Source organism: Pantoea sp. X-Soil-MYKO-1785 (genome assembly GCF_059730675.1).
In genome coordinates this window covers 82,874-105,829 of sequence record NZ_AP036002.1, presented here as the reverse complement: position 1 = coordinate 105,829, position 22,956 = coordinate 82,874, and the positions used below count along the sequence as shown (strand labels likewise).

Here is a 22,956-nt window from a genome sequence, read left to right as displayed (position 1 = left end):
ATATTACCCGCTATTGACGTTGCAGTAGCGGGTAATGTCAGGAGGAACAACATGGCTTCAGAAATACGTATTGGGTTGGCTGGCACCGGATTAATGGGACAGCCGGTGGCACGGCGCTTAGCTGCTGCCGGTTACTCCGTTGCGGTGTGGAATCGTTCTAAAGATAAAGCGTATGCGCTGGAAAAGTATGGCGTTACGGCGGTAGACACGCCCGCCCGGTTAATAGCAGGCAGTAATGTCATCATCTGTTTATTGAGCGATGCTCAAGCCTGTAACGATGTTCTTTTTACTGATGATGCGCTGAAGCACATCGAGAAAAAAGCAGTCATTATTATGATGAGCACCCTGTCGCCACAGATTGTGATTGAGCAGCAACACAAGGCGAACGCAGCACAGGCGGACTATATCGATATGCCTGTCTCAGGTGGCACTTCGGGGGCTGAAAACGGCACATTGTCATTGATGGCCGGTGGTAAGGCAGAAACTATTGACCGGTTACGCCCTCTGCTGTCTCAACTGGGAAAAGTCACGCGGGTCGGTGAGGTGGGCGCGGGTCAGCTGACAAAACTCGCCAATCAGATTATTGTCGCAGGCACGCTAAGCTTGTTGTCGGAAGCCTTTACCCTTGCCCAGCGCGGCGGAGCCGATCCGGCAAAAGTGCGGGAAGCATTGCTGGGTGGTTTTGCTGACTCAACCCTGCTGCAACAGCAAGGGGAACGTATGGTAAACCAGGACTTTAAGGCCCGCGGCGCGGCAAAGTGGCAGCTTAAAGATACGCGCAGTAGTGTGGCGCTGGCTGAGCAATTTGGTCTGACATTGCCGCTGACTGAGACGGTGAACCAGCTTTTCAGCCAGATGATTGAAGCTGGCGATGGCGACTTAGATCACTGCGCCATTATCAGGCAAATTCAGCGTTTAAACGGCATGACTATTTAACCCGGGCCACGCTCTCACGTTTGATTAAGGTGCTGTTTAGTTCACAGGTCGTCTGCTTCTCAACGGAGAGACTTAATAGTGCCTTATCGGCCAACGCTTCAAGAGGATGTTTGATAACGCTTATTGACGGGCTCAGGAGACGGCTCCAGTGGCTGTCATGGTAAACAATCAGCGAGAGGTCTTCAGGAACAGAGAGCTTCAACTGCCGGATGCGCGACATAATCATCGGTGCAATCGACGTATTTCCAATAATGACTGCAGTCGGTGGTTCCTCAAGCGATAACAACTCATCAAGCGCCTGACTGGCTAGCGGATCACGAAAGTTCTTCACTACCGCATACTGTTTTTCCCAGTCAATTCCATACTCTTTCAATCCTTGTTTATAACCCTTCAGCCTTTGCAAAGAGGTCGAGGTGTTCAGCGGCCCGCTTATCCAGCCAATACGGCGATGGCCTTGCTGAGCAAGATAGCGGGTTGCCTCACAAGCGGAAGCTTCATTGTTGAAGCCGATGACGCTGGCATGTGTCACCTCGCTAAGGTAGCGATCGATGAAAACAATAGCGATGCCCATTTCGCTAATGGATTTCCACATATCGCTATTTGCGCTGGTGGGCGTTGCTATAATGGCTTTAACCCGCTTTTGCATTAACATACTCAAGCTTTCCCGCTCCAGTAGCGGGTCTTCCTGGGTAGTCACCAAAATGACATTCATCGCCATTTCTCTGGCGCGGCGGACAATGAGATCGGAGATCTCAGAAAAAAAATCGTTTGCGATGTCTGCTACAACCAGGCCGATAGTGTTATTCAGACTGGTTTTAAGCTCACGAGCGGCACTTTGAGGAGTGTAATTCAGCGTTTGCATTGCCTCCAGAATACGCTGACGGGTGCGTTCAGATACTGAACCTGAACCGGGGTTCAATACCCGAGAAACCACACCGATAGAGACCTCTGCTAAGGCCGCCACCTCTTTGATGGTACTTTTCTTTTTCTCTGTCAACGCAACACTCAGCCTCACATCATCAGGTTAGCTAAGGTCATGTTAGATTAATCACTTCATAAGATAAACGTTCTTCAGTGATCAGCCTTCTTTAGCAGGCGTGAGACTGCATTACTCTGCTTTGGAGGATTTGGTGTTGGCGGGAGGTGATTAAGGCTGTTTTGAGATATCCGGGTTTTAGCCAAACTCTTTTCCGGCAGATCCGTCACACCAGGATCCACGCGCAGCCAGTAATAGTCCTCAGCATGGGGAGCAGTCTTAAGCGTGACCGGGTGATTTCCTTTACCCTGTCTGTCGCTCTGGCGCCTTTAAGCTGCCCTGGCGATTAAGATTCAGACAGCATTCGACAGGCCGGCCTGTCTCGAAGAGCCTTCTCAACAACGAAGACACTGCTCTTCAGCGGGATGCCAGTGCGGCTGATCTTCAGGACGTTTGTCCTGGCTAATAAACGCATCCTCTGACCTGCCCGCACCAATCCTCAGGCCAGTAGTTTAAGATACAGTTCATAATTTTCTGCATCAAAGCAGACTAAGTTAACCTTGCCGATTTTGCTGTTCTCAGCGATGCAATGTTTGATTACTTCTAAGGCAATCGCCGCGGCACGTTCTTTAGGGAAACCATAAATTCCAGTGCTGATGTTGGGAAACGAAACCGTTTTGATGTCATGCTGGTCGACGAGTTTAAAACAACTCAGGTAGGCCCTTCTTAACAGCGCATCTTCGTCATGTCTTCCATCACTCCAGCGCGGGCCAACGGTATGGATGACGTAATCAGCGGGCAGATTGCCTGCGCCGGTAATAACGGCATCACCGACTTTGCAGCCACCCTGACGATTGCGGATTGCCTGACACTCAGCCAGAATCGCCGGCCCGCCTGCGCGGTGGATTGCGCCATCAACGCCGCCGCCACCCAGTAACGAAGAATTGGCGGCATTGACAATCGCTTCTGCCGCGATTTTAGTGATATCACCCTGAATTACGGTTATTTTATTCATCGTATTTCCCTGCTTTTTAACTTTAGTGATTAGCTCAGTGAACATCGATTCTGCGCTTCGTTGTTGTCAGTGGAATAACAATCATGTCCAGATTTTTCATTACGGATCATTGCCATCAACGTGCATTGAGTGCTCACTACAGGATAGAGTAAATACCAGGAGTGGAAGATGCAGGGTTTGAAGGCAGGGCAGCAAGCGAAGGTGGTAGTTGAAAGCGGATAGCTAATCATCATGCAGGCAGAAGCATGATCGGCATTAAACGATCCGCTGGCTCCGGCCTTCTGGTACTGCGCTTCCATCCGGTCGATACGGTCAATGTAGGAGTGCTTCACCGCATCCGAGACATTGCCCAGCACATCGCCGCTGTTAAACAGCGTCTACAATGCTTCGTAAATTTCCACCGGGCTTCACGTACCAGCATTCCATTAGCCGGGATATCACCGTACTTATCCTTACAGGTCAAAGGATTGGCAGAGCAGACCGCAATCATTTCCTGTTGCTGTTTCAGGCTAAGATCTTCCATTTCCTTCACGATCTGACCGCAGTCAACACGAGCGTCACGGCCTTTCGCTCTTGCCGCAAAATCATCTATTTGCGGCGCACCCAACGCATTATTCTCCACTACATTATTTAATTGCCAATAAATATAATCAACCATATTACATATGCCAGTCTTGATAGCCAAAGAAAAATTGCACCAAAGGATAGATCTAATTTTGTTAGAAACACCCTAATAAAGAAAAATGGTTTTTCATCATCAATTAACCCTTGGTAAATATACTTCCCATATAGTGCAAAGAGAAAGAATGATATCCCTCCAGACAAATCAGCCATTAACAATAAATTGTCGTATTCCCTTCTATATTCAGCTATTGCCGCTGTCACATACCCAAGAACAAGAAAAACCAATGCATAGTTTGATAAAGCATCACGTTTAAAAAACATAAAATTAAAATAAAGCAAGGGTTCCTTGCCTACCTTAACACCACCAAGTTTTTTATAAACAAAAATAAAAAAACACACTCCCCACGACAACAAAAAAAACAACAACATACAGGATGAAATATTAAGAATAATATCATTTGAAATCATGGTGGTATACTTTCTTAGTAGAATCACCGTTCAGCTCTAATTTTTCATCATGAGATCCAGTGGCTGAACCTGTAAAAACAATACCTGGCCCAACAGAGAAGGAAAAAACAACACCATCTTTTCCGCTCGACATTCCTACAGAACCGGGACCCAAACCGATAATGGTTAAATAATCACGATTTAAGTCGCCAAATAACCTTGGGAAATATGGACCAAAATCAATACCGACCGAAGCTCCAGCCTTAACACCAAACTCTTTCGTATATCCTGTAGAAATGGAGAAGTAATCATTATTCATTTAAGCCCCTCCTTTCAAAGCAAGTCCCACGCCACCTGAAACCTCAATCTTTCTATTAGGTTTAACTTACTTCACCCGGCGCGCTATCCCCCGCCGCAACCACTTTTTCCCTGTGCTTTCCGCAGGTTAGAAGTGAGTTTTCCTGTCGCGTTTTCACGCCACTCACTTTTTGCTCCGATGCACTTTTTCAGCCCGGACACGCTACCGCCATGCCGTGATCAGCCGATCTGCACCGCCGCATCTTAGCAGCCAGCAACAACCCTGCCATTAGTATTTCCTTTAGTTTCAGTCGGGTTAACGCCGGGCGGGCATGAAGCCCTTTAAGCGGAGGCAGGAGACCGACAACACCAGGCCGTTTGCTGAGTTTGCGCAACGTGGCCGGACGCCGCCAGGGAAGGCGGCCTGCACCCGCTGCCTGACGCGGCGGCGCAAGCCATAATGCAGACTGGACGCATACGAGCGCGTGACACTGCCAGGAAGGAGCGGCCCGGATGGCCGCGAGAGTGCGTCTAATCTCCCGCATTATGGTTAATGGACGGGCAGCGGCCGCACCGGATGAACATATTCTGACGGGCTTATGCCGCTGCGCGGCCATTTACCCCGCGAGGCACGGCGCTGAAGCAGGCAGATCGCGCCAGGGAAGGCGCGCTCTGCCGTTCCACTTTCCTTACGGGCTGAAAGACGCCACCCGCTATCCCTGCGGCCTGTCCCGTCCGGCTCTGCTGCCTCCCGCTGCTCTGCCGGATGTGTACTGGCATGTACCGCCTGCAACGCCCGGATGCTGACATGCGTGTATATTTGCGTACTCGTCACGCTGCAATGACCGAGCATCGCCTGTATCCAGCGCAGGTCCGCGCCGTTCTCCAGCATCTGCGTCGCCATGGCGTGACAGAGCAGGTGGCAGCTTCCTTTATCGATGCCGCACGCTCTCAGGTACAGCACCACTGCCTGTGTGATGCCGTTCACCGTCAGGCCCGCCAGGCCGTCCATTGCCACGAACAGTGCCTTATTTAACGGGTGTCGGGGCTGCGCCCTGACCGATAGCTACAGACGTTTTGGAGGACGGCCACAGCGTGGCGGTGCTACAAAACATACCCTGTCCCGCAGTTGAGCGGTAAAACCGTGCACAGTCGTAACAACGGCGTGGCAGATAGCAGGCGAAAAAAATCCCGGCGAAGTGGCCGGGATTTCATCTGTTGGAGCGAAAGGTTAGCTCAATAACTCAATATCACCGGGATAAACAGTCAAAACATCTAATGTCTCGCCATCAGCATCAACAAATTCCACTTCATAGCCTAACGTAGGTTCTGTATATACCATGACCACAGCTCCCTTACATCCTACGACTATAGAGTCAGATAATACTTTTGTAGATTTAACAACATCATATTCTTTGAGCATAATTTTAGCACCTGTTACTTCTTGGCTGGAATAGCTGTTACAAGTCTAACGACACCATCATTATTCTTAATCCAACCAAATTTTACATCTATTACTCTTCCATTCGCTCCAGTGATAGATATAACTTGGTCATATTTAACACCATGCTGAGTTTCTGCTGTTCCCACTGCTTTGCTTGGTTCAAAGACAATTTGTTTCGCAAGTTCGCTTGAATTATCTTTGTTAAATCAAAGGGCTTTGTCAAACCATTCAGCCTTGCTTCCTCCAACAGGGTGATCTTTTTCCAGTAGATAATTAGTTAATTTATTATCAACACTAGCTTGCGTCTCTGGTGTATTTTTACCCCCTTCAGCCAAATAAGCCAAGTTATCTTTATTTGGCCCATCAGGAATTGGCGTTACCGTGGTATTACCGCCCGTATCTGGATTACCTTCTACATTTCCAGTATTTGTCGCGCCCTGTTGCCCTGACTGATCCGGTGTTGTGAGCGTGGTTCCTTTATTCTCATCCTGCGCCGGATTAACCAGCTTACCGCCCGTAAGATCCCTGTCCGGTTGTGGGAATATAGTGATTAAACCTTTCTGATCCTGGCCCACCATATAATCGTAGGCTTCACGCTGCTCTGGCGTTAACTTCTCTATCAGGTCAGCCTTGCCCGTCATGGCAACGTTAAAGACATATTCCTGCTCTGAAGCAGAGAGATTGTTCAGCACGGTATTCGCTGCACCGATGCCCAACAATGCCCCCAGCCCTTTCTCAACCAGCGCATTCCGGCAGGCTGCAACCTTAGAACAGCCTTGTGCGGCAAGCTTTCCGCCCTGAACCAAAGCACCCAGCGCATTATTCTCAACCGCATTCTTACCCGCTCCGGCACCGGCACCACCGCCGGCCGACGAGTCTGCCGCTATACTGCCTGCCAGCCCTGCCGCTATCTGGCTTAGAGTACTGACGGTCTGCTTCTGGCTTTCCGTCAGCTTGCTGATGCCGGTGTCAGGATACATTGCCGCCACGATCGCCCGTGCGGCCAGCTCACCGCCTGCGGCACCGGCGGCGCCAGCGCCGGCATTGCTGCCTGCTAGCTGTGCCAGCACTGCGCCCGCCAGGCGTGCGCCATGGTGTTGGCCACCAGGTTGGTGTTTTCCGTGCCGTCAGCGTTTTGAGTGGTGGTTGCCTTTTTGATGGCGTTGGCGATGTAAGGAGCCATCGCCCCGCCCGCGGCTGCACCAGGGTTATTCGCACTCAGTCCACCCAGTGCACCCGCCACGGCGCTGGCAACCATCGAGTAAGTACCGCCGGTGCCCCACTGAGCCGCCACGGCTTTATAGCCTGCATCTTTCTGCACCAGCGCGCTGAACGCATCTTTTGACAGACTGGCGTTTTCCGGATTCTCTTTAAGCAGGCGGTCAGAGGTCTCCTTCGCTGCCGCGTCCAGCTTGTAGGCCCTGACGTCGCCGACGACTTTGCCCGCCAGCTCCTGTACGCCCTGGGCAAACGCCATCTGGCTGGCAACGTTTTCTTTATTGAATATTTTGTCGATATGGCCGTTGGCATTGTCCGTGTCATGACTCAGGCCCGCTACATCCTGCGTCTGGCGCTGCGTATCGCGCACGGTAAGCGAGCCATCCGCTACGGCCGAATGCGTGGTGCCGGAGGCGCTGCCGCTCATGTTCACTACCGCCGGAAGCGCGCCGCCGCCAAACTGCTGGCCGGAGGCCATGCTGCTGTCATATCCGCCGCTGATGCCGATGGCGGTGCTGCTGGCGTGGTATTCAGCGTGATTTCCGATGCTGTCCCAGCCCAGCGTGCCGGTGGAGAGGCGGTTATCTGCCGCATCCGCAGTGGAAGCGATGACTGCGCCGTTCAACTGCGTATGGTTGCCGGCGTAGATGTCATAACCGCCGTCGCCGGCAAACAGCCCGCTCTGGTCACCGACGCTCGCGTACTCGCTGTTGATTTTAGATTTGCTGAGGCTCAGGCCAGCAGAGCCGGTCATGCTACCAAAGGTAAAGCTGAAGCCGCCGCTGGCGCTCTGCTGCTTGCTCTGATAGTTATCGGTATCCTGCAGGCTGGCCAGCGTAAGGTTGTTGCCCGCGTTCGATCTAACGAACGAGCATCATACAAAACGTAATGAGCCGGGAACACCTGAGAATTCCTCCCCTGAAAACAGTCAAGTTTACGCTGCAGATCAGGTATAGAAAGTGTTGTAAAACATGTTAAATCAATAACCATTCTTACCTCACTTTATCCTTATCGCATTACCAGCTTTAACAATAACAATAACAATAACAATAACTTTATCAAGCCCCATAATTGGCCATTGATTAAGTTGACGTTGCAATTTTCCCCAACGCTGTTAAAGAGAAAAATCGGTCCCCTGGCCACAAGGGTATGAAATACTTAGGGCTTAGATATAATAAGCCCCTCAAGTTGACTGGATACTACTAGACTCAGATCAGATCTTCACCATTTAACAGTACAATGACATTTTCCTTACCAAGCTCATTTCTAACCATATCGGCCATTTCGTCAGTGGATATTTCTAATGCTTTATTGTTCACATCAATGTAAAAATATGATTCAGGGTCTAAACCAAATTCATTTGATATCTCTTTGTCAAAAGGTCCCAATGTTCTTGCTTTATACAAAATGTAATGTTGGGGGAATACCTTTGGATTGCTTGATAAAATACGATCCAACTGAGGTTGTAGCTCAGAAACTGAAAATTTAGTGTAACACCTTATACTTATTGACATATTTCCTCACTTTACCCTAATCGCATTACCGGATTTATCGATAACAATTAGCTTATCCATACCCAACACTGGCCATTGACTGAACTGGTTTTGTAACGCTTTTATACTCACCTTAGTATCAGAAATATTGATTACGACATTAGTAGTTTGTCCCTCCTCAATCTTTCCTTTTACTTCTGTCCAAATATTTCTTACGCTACTAGATTTTGGCGCATAGTGATCAAAAATCTCACCATTAATCTGGTAATCTGGATTTTTTTCCAGCTACAGAAGGGTTTTGTTCTACATAAAACCCTGATTGTGAAAGAATTTTTGCACTCTCATTTTCTCGGTTAAGGGAGCGAATATTCTCCTTCGTCATACCTGGTTCTATCTTAGTGACAGGCCCCGTTAAAGCCCCCTCAGACTTCGTAATCACATTACCGATAGAACCGGTTTGCCATATATTAGAGTTACCCGGTGACGCTATTGCGCCATCTGTCTTACCTATAACATTATTTCCAGCAACACCACCAAAGATTGCCGCTGTCCCTAAGCCTATATTCAGTGCACCTTCACCGTAGTTGCCATCAACTACCTGGCCGATCCCTGTACTGGTTTGATAACCTCCGCCTGCTGCCAAAGTTGAACGAGCAATAATCCCCGGAGCACCAGGCAAAGCGAGTAAAGCATCGGTTCCTAATGCAGCCTGGCCGGATTGTACGCTATACCCTTTCAGATAACTCAGCGCCTCGTTATACGCTTTGGTATCTCCTGTTGAGGCAACAAACGCCTTGCCTGCAACCAATGACTGAATAGCGTCAGCCGCTTGCTGTGGGGTATATCCGTACATAGACTGAAGTTCATAACCATACTGGTTAAGCAATCCAGCCAGCTCTTGTTTCTGGCCGTCTGTCAGTGGTTGGCCTGATTGGTACTGTTGCAGCAACACATTGCTAGCTCGGTCTTCATTCGTCAGCCTGACGATATTCTGTGAAGCCTCTAGCAGGTTTTTACCAGCTTTCTGCTCCTCAATAGACTTATTCAGAGTTTCAGCTTGTTGTGGGCTAAGGAAGTTATTCTCCACTACAAAGCAAGATCCGAATAACAAAAAGCCCGGCTTTATAAGCTGGGCTTTTTATCAATAAAAGTCTTCTCGACTGAAGACCACGCCTGTGGGGAACACATCGTCCTTCTCGAAGTACACTGTGTTTTCTTTCCCATGAAGCACCACAGAGTAACCATAGACAATATCGTCTTCCTCGCTGATCCCGAGAACGACTCCTTTGCATTTTGCGTATGTACTATTTTTGGCGTTTCCTTTAATTTCCACTTCCTGATAAAAATCTATCTTCATAGTGATCACTTGTGCGTAATTTTTCCATCCAGGGATACATTGAGGTGAGAACCATCTCGCGTAGCCCAACCTAACTGGGCTTTACCTGTTCGTGATAACTGGACATCCCACTCAAATGCCTGGCCCGCAGTACGTGATGGACCTTTAACCCACTCGTTCCCAAATTTGTCGATGTAACCTTTATTTGGACCTCTGGGTAATGGCTGAGATGCAGAATATCCCTCTGGCGGTACATAACGGATTTTACCTTCGTTCGGTAATTGAACATAGTTGATACGACCTTTAGTCGACCAAGGTTGAGCCGCGCTACCTGTACCAGAGGGATTGAAAGGTGGCTCTTCTATATAAGCAGGAATTTTACCTGTATTTATTACTGCTGACTCAGCCTAACCTGCAACCTTAGCAACTACCTTCTCCGTCAGTACCGCGCCACCTTTAGCAACCCCTGCACCGCCAGCCAGCAGCCCGACGATATCCGTGACCAGTTTGCCGCCTTCAATACCGGCATTAAACGAGCCGCTGACTCCGGCCTTCTGGTACTGCGCTTCCATCCGGTCGATACGGTCAATGTAGGAGTGCTTCACCGCATCCGAGACATTGCCCAGCACATCGCCGCTGTTAAACAGCGTCTTCAGTGCTTCGTAGGTTTCCACCGGGCTTCACGTACCAGCATTCCATTAGCCGGGATATCACCGTACTTATCCTTACAGGCCAAAGGATTGGCAGAGCAGACCGCAATCATTTCCTGTTGCTGTTTCAGGCTAAGATCTTCCATTTCCTTCACGATCTGACCGCAGTCACCACGAGCGTCACACCCTTTCGCTCTTGCCGCAAAATCATCTATCTGCGGCGCACTCAGCGGGTTATTCTCAACTAAAGTCGGATACACCAGTGTCTGGCATATTAAGCGGGCTACCGGTATGACCACATACTACAGCCGCACGCCCAGCCTGCACCTGAAGGGCGACTGGCTGGCAGAGGCCGGATTCGGAACCGATACGCCGGTTACCGTGGCCGTTGAACAGGGGCAACTGGTGATCCGGCCTGCTGAGTAACTGGCAAAAAAATCCCGGCTCAATGGCCGGGATTTTTAGTTATTTAGGTAACCCTTTTTTGTCCTTACGCTATTGTTGCCTGACTTTTTCAATCAGGTTCACTATAACGATCCGGAAGTTTGTACCCTTCTGGTATTTCGGGCCAAGATTCTTGCTGATTTATCGTTACAACGTCATCAATAATATCTTGGTAAAGATTAGACATATTTAAAGATGCCATTCTTACCCTTGTTAATGCACACCTAATGGCCACCTGATCTTTTTCTTTTATAGTTTTTTCAAGCAGCTTAGTCGCCTTGAAAAAATCGGCCACATAGTTCTCATAATTTTCTACGACACCCGACTCAATGTTTATACCAGATGCTACTTTTTTCTCTGCCCACAGTGTGAGCAGACTACTTTTAAGCCTGCTTAAAGTTGACATCATTTTAATTTCCGTCCTTCGGCTTCTTGGGTTTTTCTTTCGTTTATAGAACCATCCAAATTCAGAACGGCCCTGAAGTTCCCTCGTTTATCAAAAACTTCAATATGATCCTTATGTAAACCATCCAGATAAAACTGGTCGCCTTTTTTAATATAATTGCCAACATTATCAGTGGCTTTGTAAATGGTTTGCCCCTGATACTGCTGATTGGTTTTTTGGGTGTTATCCTTAACTGTACTACCGAACCCCGGTTGTTTCAGGAATTCACCCATATTTCCAACAGCGTTTTTATTTGGCTCATAATCCTGACTTTCCATGTAATTTGGTAAATCAGGAACACCTTCAGTGTTACCAGTATTGTTCGGCAACTGCTCTACAGACTGGTCCCCACCAGTGTGGTTTGGTCCGGTAATAATCTGACTGCCACTATTACCGGTATGATTCGGTCCAGCATCAACCTGACCAGCATTGTTCCCTGTATGATTTGGCCCGGCATTAATCTGAGCATCATTATTCCCTGTATGCGAAGGCGCATACTTATCCTGCAACGAACTCAGGTATTTACCGGTTATCTCGTCATTGCCCATCATTTCCAGGGTAACAAGATGATCCAGTTCATCTGAGGTCATCTTATCCGCCACGTCCTTGATAGCTGCACCGGCAAGACCCGCTATCCCGGCTTTTGCGCCGATTTCCAGTAACTGCTCTGCAACCTTCGTCCTGCAAGGTGCAGCCATCGCACAGCCTCTTGCTACCAGGCTTAACGAGTTATTCTCAACCGCATTCTTACCCGCTCCGGCACCGGCAGCACCACCGGCCGACGAGTCTGCCGCTATACCGCCCGCCAGCCCCGCCGCTATCTGGCTTAGAGTACTGACGGTCTGCTTCTGGCTTTCCGTCAGCTTGCTGATGCCGGTGTCAGGATACATTGCCGCCACAATTGCGCGTGCGGCCAGCTCACCGCCTGCGGCACCGGCTGCGCCAGCGCCGGCATTGCTGCCTGCTAGCTGTGCCAGCACTGCGCCCGCCACGGCGTGCGCCATGGTGTTGGCCACCAGATTGGTGTTTTCCGTGCCGTCAGCGTTTTGAGTGGTGGTTGCCTTTTTGATGGCGTTGGCGATGTAAGGAGCCATCGCCCCGCCCGCAGCTGCACCAGGGTTATTCGCACTCAGTCCACCCAGTGCACCCGCCACGGCGCTGGCAACCATCGAGTAAGTACCGCCGGTGCCCCACTGAGCCGCCACGGCTTTATAGCCTGCATCTTTCTGCACCAGCGCGCTGAACGCATCTTTTGACAGACTGGCGTTTTCCGGATTCTCTTTAAGCAGGCGGTCAGAGGTCTCCTTCGCTGCCGCGTCCAGCTTGTAGGCCCTGACGTCGCCGACGACTTTGCCCGCCAGCTCCTGTACGCCCTGGGCAAACGCCATCTGGCTGGCAACGTTTTCTTTATTGAATATTTTGTCGATATGGCCGTTGGCATTGTCCGTGTCATGACTCAGGCCCGCTACATCCTGCGTCTGGCGCTGCGTATCGCGCACGGTAAGCGAGCCATCCGCTACGGCCGAATGCGTGGTGCCGGAGGCGCTGCCGCTCATGTTCACTACCGCCGGAAGCGCGCCGCCGCCAAACTGCTGGCCGGAGGCCATGCTGCTGTCATATCCGCCGCTGATGCCGATGGCGGTGCTGCTGGCGTGGTATTCAGCGTGATTTCCGATGCTGTCCCAGCCCAGCGTGCCGGTGGAGAGGCGGTTATCTGCCGCATCCGCAGTGGAAGCGATGACTGCGCCGTTCAACTGCGTATGGTTGCCGGCGTAGATGTCATAACCGCCGTCGCCGGCAAACAGCCCGCTCTGGTCACCGACGCTCGCGTACTCGCTGTTGATTTTAGATTTGCTGAGGCTCAGGCCAGCAGAGCCGGTCATGCTACCAAAGGTAAAGCTGAAGCCGCCGCTGGCGCTCTGCTGCTTGCTCTGATAGTTATCGGTATCCTGCAGGCTGGCCAGCGTAAGGTTGTTGCCCGCGTTAACGCTGATACTGTCACCCAGTGCCTGGGCACCAGAGAGCAGCATGTCGTTACCACTGCTGAGAGTCAGGTTATCTTTGGCATTGACGCGGCTGTTGACGAACGTCGTACTGTTGCCGTTTTCCGCACCGCTGGCCATAAATCCGCTAGCCTGCACGCCAATACCGGTTCTTTGGCCAATAGCAACATGGACTCCGGCACTCCAGCCAGATGAATTATTGCTACTCTTCTGTTCGGTATTATTACTGGCGGCTACCAGATTAAGGTCGTGCGCGGCAGCCAGCGTGACGTTGTTACCGGTGATCCCACTGCCTGCCAGTGTCAGATTGCCGCTGGTACCGTTGCCACCGGTGGCTACCACCGCGACGCTACCGCCCCCGCTGAGCGAACTGCCGCTGACGGTATTGCTATTATATTGCGATGACGATTTGCTTTTGCTGGCACCGACGCTAAGAGCGATTTTTATGCCAGCCTCTTTCATGTTGCCATTAGCCAGCGCGGTGGCGGACTGCCCGGCAGCACCTGACATCGCCCAGCCGCTTTCCAGCATTTTCACGGCATTAAGCGCCTTGAGGCGATCATCACCTGCCTGACCCGCCTCCTTTGCCTGCGAGCCCAGGCTGAGTAGCGCATCAGTAATCGGGCTGGTGAGCTGAAGCGTCAGGCCGCTCTGCTTCTGCTCATAGCTCTGACGACGTGTCAGCGTATCATTGCCCGGGTCGATAGTAACCGATCCGCCGACCAGGCTGATATCCTGCTTCGCAATCACATCTGAACCCGCCACATGCGCATCGCGTCCGGCAACCAGAGTGACATCCCCCCCCGTGCTTCCTACTGTGCTGGCACTCTGGCTTTGGGTCGTACCATCCAGTTTCAACTGCTGTTTCGACGAGGCGCTGCCAAACGTGACGCCGATACCGCCGCTGCTGAGCATGCCACTCTTTTTGGTTTCACTCAGACGATAGCGGGTCTGGCTCTCAGTAGCCGCTGCGAGGGTAAGATCGTTACCGGCTTTCAGGCCCACATCACTTTCGCCAATCACCGATGAACCTTTTACCGTCAGGTCATTACCCGCAATGATCGACACCCGATCACCGCTCAGCTGTGAGCCTTTTTCGACAGTTGAACTCTCTTCGCTGATGGTGTGAGTCGTTTTCTTGCTGAAAAGCCCTTTTTTGGTCTTCGTCTCTTCTTTGTAAGCGTAATCACTTTCAGTGGATGAAGTGATGTTCACATCGTGACCAGCCTGTACCACAAGATCGTTATTTGCAGTCATGGTGCTGGCCTGGCTCGTAATGTTATTACCGGCCAGCAGCGTGGCGCTGCCACCGCTGATGATTTCGCTACCCTGCTGGCGCACCGTTTCGTTAATAATGGTTTTCTTACTGCCACGCTCACTATTGCCTGAACGGTTCTCTTGCGCGTTGAGATTAATATCGCGGCCAGCCTGCAGGTGAATATCGTCATTCGCTGCGAGTGCCGAAGCCTGACTGGTAAGATCATGACCAGCGGAGAGAGAAAGATTGCCGCCACTGACAATGGACGTGCGGTCACTGCCGGAATGGTGCGTCTCTTTATTGCCTTTGGTGGTGTTCTGGCCAGTAACTGCACTATTGAGATTGAGATTATTGCCAGCTGCCAGCGTGGTATCGCCTTTGCCTTCCAGCGTACTGGCTGTTACGCCGAGATCATGGCCAGCTTTTAGCGTTAAGTTGCCACCAGCTGCGATCTGACTGCCGATGTTGCTGATTTTCTGGTCGCTGGTATTTTCAGTTCTTAGCCAAATCCCTTTTTCGCCTTTCTGCGATTTGCCTTCCACCTGCTGATTCGCGTTAATCGCAATATCATTCCAGGCATCCAGCAACACGTTGCCGCCCGCGTTGAGCGTGGCTGCTGTCAGCGTAATGTTATTGCCCGCTTTCAGGCTAAGTGTGTCGTCCGCGCTGATCGCAGCAGTATTGCCATTGAACGTATCACTAAAGGATTTAGTACCTGCATCCAGCGTCCACTGTTTAGAAATGGTGATGCTGTTAATGTTGCCGTCCACGCTCTCCAGCGCCACCTTTTTGCCGCTGATGGTTGAACTGACATTATTGATATTGCTGATTGCGCTGAGCTGCAGATCGCCGCCCGCGCTTATTAATCCGGCATTGAGATTAACAATGCGGTTCTGGCTATTGGCTGACAGCGCATTTTGAGCCGTCAGAGTACTCCCATCGTTAATAATATTGCCGCCAGATAAGGTGACATTATTTCCGGCAATCACACTGCCGTCGTGCATATCCACATCTTTAGGGGACAAATAAACTTTCGGCACCATAACCGTCTGGCCATTAACAGTAGCGGCTTCCCACCAGATAAGGCTTTTATCCAGTGACGCAACCTGCTCAGCCGTCAGCGAGACGCCGAATTGTAAGCCGAGGGATTGCTGTGCCGCTGCAGCGTTGTCCATCAGATAACGCATCTGATCAAGATCAGACCCAATGCCATTCAGGTAACGACTGCCAGTCTGATTGAGTACAGTGTTACTGACATAGCGTGTATCAAATGCGGCATCGCCGAGGAAGCGATAATCGTAGTCAGGTTTCAGGCTGAGGCGATCAAGCAAATAAGATGAGCCAAGGAAGGTATTGACGTCGGTATATTGCTGGCGGGTCTCTTGCGGGGCACTGCCCGGTTGTTTGCCCAACAGCGCATTGAGATCGCCAAACAGACTGCTATCAAGCTGACCGAGACCGTTCAGTTCAGGGTTGATAGTGATCAGGTAAGGGCTCTGGCTATTGCCGGTAACGAAGTAACCATTGTCGCTGGTTGGTAGTGGATAGGCACTGGTGTCAACGTTTGACAGCTGATAATCATGTAGTGAGGCTGGGTGGATATCCCCGCCTGCAAGACTCTCTGCTTTGCCAAAGCCGGTCAGGTCTTTACTGGAGCCAGAGGGTGCAGACAAGGATATCTCCGCTGATTTGGTGTTATCCAGCACAACGCCACCGTTAATCTGCTGCAATGCATTGCGCAACTGGTCTCGCCATTCAGGTGAATTGACAGCGACTGCGTTACTGCCGGTTAATGTCTGACGCTGTGCCGCTGAAGCCTGACCCAGTGCCGTTAAACCTTTAACGCTCGGTACCGACAATGTATTTCCTGTCCAGCCAGCATTTGCCGTATTTGACGTATTGCTGATATCGCCGTTAAAGCTGGCACTGACGTTGCCTCCCGCCTGAATGACCGCGCGATAAAGCTGACCTGGCGTAAAGCTGGATTCATTACCCGTTAATGTGTAAATGATATTATTGCTTTCAGTATTTACATTAAGCCTTCCACCGGAAGACGATTTACCTGAAGTTGGTAAACCACTAGTCGGTTTAGTCCCCTTATATTGATAAATGGCATAGTCGTTTTGTGTACCGGCTTGCCAGGACTGATTATTGAGTTGGTCACCACTCAGGCTGATATTTTGGTTCGCTAATATGTCACTAGCCTGATTTTCCAGGCTCAGTGCATGTACAGACATATCTCTGCCTGAAGAGATGCGCCCGGCAGCGCCATTACTGACAACATCGATAGTTGAACTACTCAGGGCGAACTTTTGAGTAGTGGCTGCTGCAAAAGGTGCGTAATAGTTTTTGATTGTGGTGTGCACAGAGCAGCCGCCATCAGCGCCGGAGCAACCACCACCACTCTCTGTATAGGTTTTAGTCGTGTAGTAGCCATAAGAACCGTCAGGAAGCTCACTGACATTAACTCTTATCGTGGCATTACCTACCCCCTCATGCGTGGGTAATACCTGACTGGTCTGAGTAACGTTCAGCCCCTCCCGCGTATTCAGCAAATGTCCGGTATTGATCGTAATATCACCGTTTTGGGTCTCAATCGTTCCGGAGTTATTAACCACCTCGCCATTAGCATTGCCCGTTGCATCGCGCTGCATCCATAGGCTGTTGCCAGCTAAGATATCGGCTTGCTGATTACGAATGCTGTTAGCGAACAGATACAGATTCTGTCCGGCGTACAGCAGTGCGGTGTTGACGATATTGCCGGGGGAAGTGATGGTGAGATTGCCGCGCGTGCCGGTAAAGCCATTAAGATCGACATCGCTGCGGCTGGTAAGGGTTACGTTCCCGCCACCCTGAAGCGTACCTGCGCCGTTCATCATAATACGACTGCCGCTAAGGCTACTGTCGCCGGTGCCGGTGGTGATTTGACCGTTATTGGTCAGATCGCCGCCGGCACTTAGCGTCACCGCCTGACCCTGCAGGGTTGCCTGATTTTCAATCGCACCGTTACTGACGATGGAGAGGTGATTTCCTGCTGCCAGAATATTACGGCTGGTAAAACCGTTAACTAACTGCAGGGCGGCATCGCCCAGCGCCACAACCTGACCAAGCTGGTCAAACCCGTGGCTTTCAAGCAGCAAATTGCCGCCGCTGAACAATTTACCGCTCGCTTGTTGCGTCACCTGTGAGGCTTTAACGTTGAGCTGGTTGACGCCCAGCAGCGTGCCACCGTTAGTCAGCTGCGCATAATTTACCGTCAGATTGCCGCCTTGCACGGTGCCCTGATTCTGTAATTGTGTGCCGGTCAGCGTACCCTGTTGATCCGCCAGCAGCGTACCGCTGTTGCTGGCATTATCGGCATTAAGGTTCAGTTGAGCGGCCTGTAACCAGCCGCTATTGGTTAACTGCGGCGTGGTCAGGGTGATATCGGCAGAAGAAAGCAGTTTGCCACTATTGTTGGCCAGTCCGTATGCGGTGATGCGGCTGGTGGCGCCCTGAATCAGCCCATAGTTATAAAGTTCAGGTGTGGTGAGCGTCAGTCCGTTCTGACTGAGCAGAATGCCGTTGGCGTTGTTGGTTAGCCGACCGCTGGCCGTCAGCAGCAGGCTGCTGTCGCCCTGTACGCGACCGTTGTTATCAACCGCACCGCTGGTCAGTATCAGCTCTTTACCCTGTATCTGCCCGCCGTTGTTAACCGCCGCTGCCTGCAACGCCAGCTTGCCGCCGGTTAATAGTGAGCTGTTCTGCTGCTGGGTTAATGCGCCGCTGAGGGTGACGCCGAGTGCATTAACGCCTGAAATAGCACCGCTATTATTAAGCGTTACGCCCTGCAACGACAGGTTTTGGGCTATCCACTGTCCCTGATTAGCGAAGTTGAGCGCATTGAGCGCTGCGGTGCCATTAGCGGTAATTTTGCTGCCTGCAGTGGAGGTAAGGGTATCTCTGAGAGTGAGTTGCAGGCCGTCAGCGCTTTGGATCGCGCCGCCATGAGTCAGGCTGGTGGCATCTAACAGAATTTGCTGGCCCTGCCATGTTCCGTTATTAGTGACCGCGTCACCCTGGAGTTGCAGCGTTCCCTGGGTAAGCAGTTTGCCGCCCGCATTATTGGTTATCACGCGCGCTGGCTGAGCCTGTGCGACCCGCATCCGCAAGTTACCGGTCTGGGCTGGGGCGAGCGTCAGCGATTGCAGTCCAATCAGACTGCCCTGATTAGCGACGTTCGCCGGGGTAATGGTTAGCGTATCGCCCTGCACGGTACCACTGTTATTAAGCGCGCCACCGTTAAGATTTACGGCTTTTTCTGCCAGTAACGATCCTTTGTTTACCAGGCTTTGCGCATTAATCTGTGCTGTTCCCTGTGACAGCAGTTCACCGCTATTACTTAACTCACCACTAACCGACGCCATCAGGCCGCTGCTGCTCAGCAGAGAACCCTGATGTTGCCAGCTACCGGCGCTGACGTGCAGGTTATCGCTCTGTAACGTCCCTGCCGTTTCCAGACGGGTAGCCTGCAACCACAGATCGCCAGCCGTCAGTGCTTTACCGCCGGCATATTGAGCAAACGTACCGTTAGCCTGGATATCCAGTGCCGCGCTTCCCTGCCACAACCCGCGGTTCTCCAGCGTATCCCCGCGCAGGTCCAGGTTATCCGCCATCATCTTACCGCTGTTGAGCAGAGTGGATGCCGCAAGCGTGGCGCTGCCGCCTGAGCGCAGATCGCCGCGGTTATCCAGCAGCCCGTCAGACGATCCACTCAGTGACGCAAACCCGTTCACCGTACCGCTGTTAGTCAGCGAGTCGAAATGATAAGTGAGATTATTGCCTTGCCAGACACCCTGATTGCTGGCGGTCACGCCCTTCAGCATGAGTTCGCCAGCGCTAAGTATCTGACCCGCGCTGAGATTGTTGAGCTGACGGAAGTCGCCGGAAACACCGGCATCACCCTGCAATAACCCCTGATTATTCAACGTATCACCGGTTGCGCTAAGCTGCTCAGCAGCAAACGTACCGGCATTATCCAGCCTGTCAGCGTGCCACTCAGCCCGCTGCTGCGCGAACAACAACCCTGCGGCGTTGTTGTTCAGCGTGCCGTTCAGCTGGGCGTTGATGCTGGCGGCCGTGAGCTGACCACTGTTGCTAAAGTCGCGTCCAGTGAGGCTAAAGTTGCCAGCGACCTGAAGCAGTCCGTTATTAGTCAGCTCAGCCGGAGCAAGATCAAGATCGCTGCCGCTAATCAGCTGGCCGCCGCTGGCGTTAATCATATTTTTACTGTCCAGCGTCAGCGCACTGTTGCCTTGCAGCAAGCCTGCATTGGTCAGCTGTGCTGCGGTTACGCTGAGGCGATCTGCAGCCAGGGAGCCGCTGTTGCTGATTTCGCTGCTGAGCAGGTCGAGGTTGCGTTCGCTTAACAGCGTGCCGCTGTTTACCAGCGATCCGCTAACGTCGGCAGTAAACTGCGCGTCCGCCCGCGCGCTGCCCGCATTGTTTAAGTTTTGCAGCGTCAGGTCGAGTTGACTGGCCTGCAGTGAACCCTGGTTATCCAGCGTGGTGGCCTGGGCTTGCAGGCTACCGGCGGTAAGCAATTGTCCGCTGGTCTGGTTGACGAGCCGATCGCCCTTCAATGTCAGCGCGTTATTTCCCTGAATCAGGCCGCTGTTAATTAAATCACTCTGTAACGTGAGAACCTGGGCCATCAGCCAGCCACTGTTATCTGTCTTGCCAGCCTGCAACTGAACCTGCTGCTGACCAAGTATTTTGCCGCTGTTGCTTAACGTCTCTGCTGTCAGTTCAGCGTCGGCCGCACTTAAGGCATTGCCCCGATTCAGCCAGTCGCGGGCCGTCAGTTTTAGCTGCTGACCTTGCAACAACCCACTGTTATCGAGCCGATCGGCCGCGGTCGTTAGCTGGCCGCCACTGAGTAACGTTCCGCTATTGGTCAGCTGCTGACCGTGAGTTTGCAGGGACTGCTTACCCTGCAACATCCCGCTGTTGTCGACTACGCCACTGTTAATACTGAGCCGATCTGCTGCCATCTGGCCGGCATTACCCAGTGAGGCATTCTTTAGATTCAGATCGTGATCGGCCAGCAGCAGACCAGACGGCCGGTTGATGAGATTAACGTTATTTGCGGTGATATCGCTGGCGTTGATCTCACCAGCATTGGTCAGGCTATTGCCATCCAGCGTCAGCGAGGCGCCACTGGTTATCAATCCGTAGTTAGTGAATTCCGGCAGATTAAGCGCAAAGCTGTTGTCTGAACTGACGGTGCCATTGCCGCGGTTAATCAGGCGGTCAGCGCTGAAACGCAGCGCGTGCGTGCCCTGAATCAGTCCGTCGTTGTCTGTGGATGCGCCAGCCAGTTGCAGTGCTTGCCGGCTCAGGATGCTGCCGGTGTTGTTCAGCGTCGCGGCGATAAGATTAGCGTCACCCAGGCTCAGCAGATTGCCACTATTCTGCCAGTCGTTTGTCCGCAACGTCAGCTGCTGTCCCTGCAGCATGCCGCTGTTCAGCAGATTGCCTGAGGCGATCGCCAGCTGACCGTCACTGAGTAGCCTGCCGCTGTTGGTTAACCGCTCGCCTTCAGCCTGAAGCGCCTGCTTTGCCTGTAGCGTTCCGTTGTTATCGATCACTGCGCTGTTAAGGCCCAGCTGCGTGGCCGCCACTTTTCCGTTATTGGTGAGTGAATCGCTGGTCAGCTGCAGCGTATGCTCCGCCAGCAGCGATCCGCCCTGCTGGTTGATCAGATGGACAGTAGACGCTGTAAGATCCGCTGCGTTTATTTCGCCATTGTTGGTCAGGTTCTGGCCGCCCAGTGACAGCGTCGCCCCACTGGAGATAAGTCCGCTGTTATAGAGATCCGGCAGGTTGAGTGCAAAGCTGTTGTTTGAGCTAAGCGTACCGCCTGCCTGATTATTGAAGCTGCTGCCGGTAAAACTGAGCGCATTCGTGCCCTGTAGCAGGCCGTGGTTGCTGGTTGTGACGCTGTCTATTGTCAGCACAGGGGCTGAAATTACCCCCTGGTTGTGCAGATCACGTCCGCTGAACGTCAGGCTGCCGGAGCCAGCGATCGTTGCACCGCTGCTGTTTTGCAACCCACCCGCATTTACGCTGGTAACGCTGCCGGTAAGCATGCCGCCATTACTGATCTGCTGAGCCGTCGCCGACAGGGCTTTACCGGCGGTAAACTGACCGCTATTGCTGAGCTGATTGTTCGCCTGAAGCTGGATATCGTCACCTGCATTAGCGATAGTGAGCTTATCTGCGGTGATGGATGCGCCATTCAGTTTAATGCCGCGTCCGGCAGTGAGACTGCTGTTGCCGGATGTCAGATTCCCCGTTGCCGAGACGGCAATACCGGCATCACTGACCAGTTGAGTGCCGCTAAACGTGGCATCCTGTTGCGCAGCGACGGTAATCTGACCGGACGCTTTGTTTTCGCCGGTCAGCGTTACCGATGTTCCCTGCGCCGTAAGCGCCCTGCGGCTCAGGCTGTTATTGATCACCAGTTTGCCGTTGGCATCCAGCTGAATATCACCCTGTTTAGCCACCAGATTGCCAAGATTTACCCCGACGCCCTTCTCGCTCGACACCAGATGAATACGGTTGGCATACATGCCGCCCAGCGCGCCGGTATCCACCGCCACCGACGGTGCTGCATCTTCACCGGCAATCGGCGTTACGGAACCATCCGCACCGACGCGGTTGGCCCCGGTTGTGACCGTTAAATCTTTGGCGTGAATACCGGCGTTGATTTCGGTGGCGCGCGCAATAATTGACAGCGCATCACTCTGACTGCCGTCCAGCCCTTTGCCTTCAACGGTGATCGAGCCTTTAGTGACATCCAGAGAAGAGAGATTGCCGTTTGCATCCAGCTGCGGTTTACCGGTGGTGAGCGTGACGTTCGGCGTGTTGATGAAGCCGCAGCCGTTACAGGTAATGCCGTAAGGGTTGGCGACCATCACATTGGCCGCTTTGCCCGCCACTTCGGTATAGCCCTGCAGCTGCGATCGGTTCGCGCCGGTGACTTCATTGATGATCGCCTGCGCTTCATGGCCCGCTTTCAGATTGGGGTTGTTCTGGATCAGACCGCCGAGTTGCGTTGAATTAAGCTGGCCGGTGGCATTATTCAGGATCAGTCCTTCCTGCCCGACGTTGTACTGCTGGTACTGATTATGGGAAATCCCCGCGCCGTTCGGCGTCGCGATGTTGAGCACTGGCACGCCGTTAGCCGCCGCATCCAGTTTTGTCCCTGGGGTGACCGGGGTAATGGCCGCTGAAAACGCAGGCAAAAGCGGCTGAAAGGCGACCAGACCACATACCAGATAACTGAGCAGACGGCGTGATAGTGAAACGGGTTGACGATTATCCATA

General features: G+C 52.1%; 17 protein-coding genes and 4 pseudogenes. 2 read left to right on the top strand and 19 right to left on the bottom strand.

Going from position 1 to position 22,956, the window contains the following annotated elements:
- The first annotated feature begins 51 nt into the window (after positions 1-51).
- A complete protein-coding gene (locus tag AC6I8D_RS23685; protein WP_312759930.1) occupies positions 52-936 on the top strand; it encodes an NAD(P)-dependent oxidoreductase in 885 nt (294 codons plus the stop codon).
- Here the strand turns inward: AC6I8D_RS23685 and AC6I8D_RS23680 are convergent.
- The 17 genes and pseudogenes from AC6I8D_RS23680 to AC6I8D_RS23600 all read right to left on the bottom strand — a co-directional run.
- Positions 929-1,933 carry a LacI family DNA-binding transcriptional regulator gene (locus tag AC6I8D_RS23680; protein WP_497821100.1) on the bottom strand — a complete coding sequence of 335 codons (1,005 nt, stop codon included), beginning with the start codon at positions 1,931-1,933 and terminating at the stop codon, positions 929-931. The two genes, AC6I8D_RS23685 and AC6I8D_RS23680, sit on opposite strands and share 8 nt — an antisense overlap.
- 478 nt (positions 1,934-2,411) lie before the next feature.
- On the bottom strand, positions 2,412-2,927 hold the full coding sequence (locus tag AC6I8D_RS23675; RefSeq protein WP_312759934.1) for an O-acetyl-ADP-ribose deacetylase: 516 nt from the start codon (positions 2,925-2,927) through the stop codon (positions 2,412-2,414).
- 251 nt (positions 2,928-3,178) lie between these two features.
- Positions 3,179-3,301: pseudogene (locus tag AC6I8D_RS23670) on the bottom strand (VENN motif pre-toxin domain-containing protein); the annotation flags it as partial.
- The gene (locus AC6I8D_RS23665) at positions 3,256-3,585 is read right to left on the bottom strand and encodes a hypothetical protein (protein ID WP_497821099.1); all 330 of its coding nucleotides are present in this window, start codon (positions 3,583-3,585) and stop codon (positions 3,256-3,258) included. The gene AC6I8D_RS23665 and the pseudogene AC6I8D_RS23670, both read right to left, overlap by 46 nt.
- Positions 3,558-4,019, bottom strand: a complete 462-nt coding sequence (locus AC6I8D_RS23660; protein WP_497821098.1) for a hypothetical protein — start codon at positions 4,017-4,019, stop codon at positions 3,558-3,560. Before AC6I8D_RS23660 ends, AC6I8D_RS23665 begins: the two co-directional genes overlap by 28 nt.
- Positions 4,006-4,317, bottom strand: coding sequence for a polymorphic toxin type 25 domain-containing protein (locus AC6I8D_RS23655; RefSeq protein WP_497821097.1), 312 nt, complete (start codon positions 4,315-4,317; stop codon positions 4,006-4,008). Before AC6I8D_RS23655 ends, AC6I8D_RS23660 begins: the two co-directional genes overlap by 14 nt.
- A gap of 726 nt (positions 4,318-5,043) precedes the next feature.
- Positions 5,044-5,325 (bottom strand): annotated as a pseudogene (locus tag AC6I8D_RS23650) (tyrosine-type recombinase/integrase); the annotation flags it as partial.
- 201 nt (positions 5,326-5,526) lie between these two features.
- Positions 5,527-5,718: a DUF4926 domain-containing protein gene (locus tag AC6I8D_RS23645; protein ID WP_072051033.1), complete on the bottom strand. Its 192-nt coding sequence runs from the start codon at positions 5,716-5,718 to the stop codon at positions 5,527-5,529.
- A gap of 227 nt (positions 5,719-5,945) precedes the next feature.
- The gene (locus tag AC6I8D_RS23640; protein ID WP_497821096.1) at positions 5,946-6,809 is read right to left on the bottom strand and encodes a VENN motif pre-toxin domain-containing protein; all 864 of its coding nucleotides are present in this window, start codon (positions 6,807-6,809) and stop codon (positions 5,946-5,948) included.
- Positions 6,794-7,783: a hypothetical protein gene (locus AC6I8D_RS23635; protein ID WP_497821155.1), complete on the bottom strand. Its 990-nt coding sequence runs from the start codon at positions 7,781-7,783 to the stop codon at positions 6,794-6,796. The genes AC6I8D_RS23640 and AC6I8D_RS23635 overlap by 16 nt, the downstream gene beginning before the upstream one ends.
- Positions 7,708-7,947 carry a CDI system immunity component gene (locus AC6I8D_RS23630; protein ID WP_497821095.1) on the bottom strand — a complete coding sequence of 80 codons (240 nt, stop codon included), beginning with the start codon at positions 7,945-7,947 and terminating at the stop codon, positions 7,708-7,710. Before AC6I8D_RS23630 ends, AC6I8D_RS23635 begins: the two co-directional genes overlap by 76 nt.
- A gap of 218 nt (positions 7,948-8,165) precedes the next feature.
- Complete coding sequence (locus tag AC6I8D_RS23625; RefSeq protein ID WP_497821094.1) at positions 8,166-8,471, bottom strand: CDI system immunity component; 306 nt, start codon at positions 8,469-8,471, stop codon at positions 8,166-8,168.
- A 6-nt stretch (positions 8,472-8,477) separates the two neighbouring features.
- Positions 8,478-8,699, bottom strand: coding sequence for a CdiA C-terminal domain-containing protein (locus AC6I8D_RS23620; protein WP_497821154.1), 222 nt, complete (start codon positions 8,697-8,699; stop codon positions 8,478-8,480).
- Between the two features lie 7 nt (positions 8,700-8,706).
- Positions 8,707-9,561 (bottom strand): hypothetical protein, encoded by an 855-nt coding sequence (locus AC6I8D_RS23615; RefSeq protein ID WP_497821093.1) that lies wholly within the window; start codon positions 9,559-9,561, stop codon positions 8,707-8,709.
- Positions 9,562-9,591: 30 nt separating this feature from the next.
- Positions 9,592-9,807 carry a hypothetical protein gene (locus AC6I8D_RS23610; protein WP_497821092.1) on the bottom strand — a complete coding sequence of 72 codons (216 nt, stop codon included), beginning with the start codon at positions 9,805-9,807 and terminating at the stop codon, positions 9,592-9,594.
- A 5-nt stretch (positions 9,808-9,812) separates the two neighbouring features.
- Positions 9,813-10,151: pseudogene (locus AC6I8D_RS23605) on the bottom strand (polymorphic toxin type 17 domain-containing protein); the annotation flags it as partial.
- A 45-nt stretch (positions 10,152-10,196) separates the two neighbouring features.
- Positions 10,197-10,466: pseudogene (locus AC6I8D_RS23600) on the bottom strand (VENN motif pre-toxin domain-containing protein); the annotation flags it as partial.
- Positions 10,467-10,727: 261 nt separating this feature from the next.
- Here AC6I8D_RS23600 and AC6I8D_RS23595 point away from each other — a divergent pair.
- The gene (locus AC6I8D_RS23595; protein WP_448310742.1) at positions 10,728-10,862 is read left to right on the top strand and encodes a SymE family type I addiction module toxin; all 135 of its coding nucleotides are present in this window, start codon (positions 10,728-10,730) and stop codon (positions 10,860-10,862) included.
- Positions 10,863-10,950: 88 nt separating this feature from the next.
- Here the strand turns inward: AC6I8D_RS23595 and AC6I8D_RS23590 are convergent, their stop codons facing one another.
- Positions 10,951-11,289, bottom strand: a complete 339-nt coding sequence (locus tag AC6I8D_RS23590) for a hypothetical protein (RefSeq protein WP_448310741.1) — start codon at positions 11,287-11,289, stop codon at positions 10,951-10,953.
- Entirely contained in the window at positions 11,286-22,955 is an 11,670-nt protein-coding gene (locus tag AC6I8D_RS23585; protein WP_497821091.1) for a hemagglutinin repeat-containing protein, read from the bottom strand. Before AC6I8D_RS23585 ends, AC6I8D_RS23590 begins: the two co-directional genes overlap by 4 nt.
- Position 22,956 lies beyond the last annotated feature (1 nt).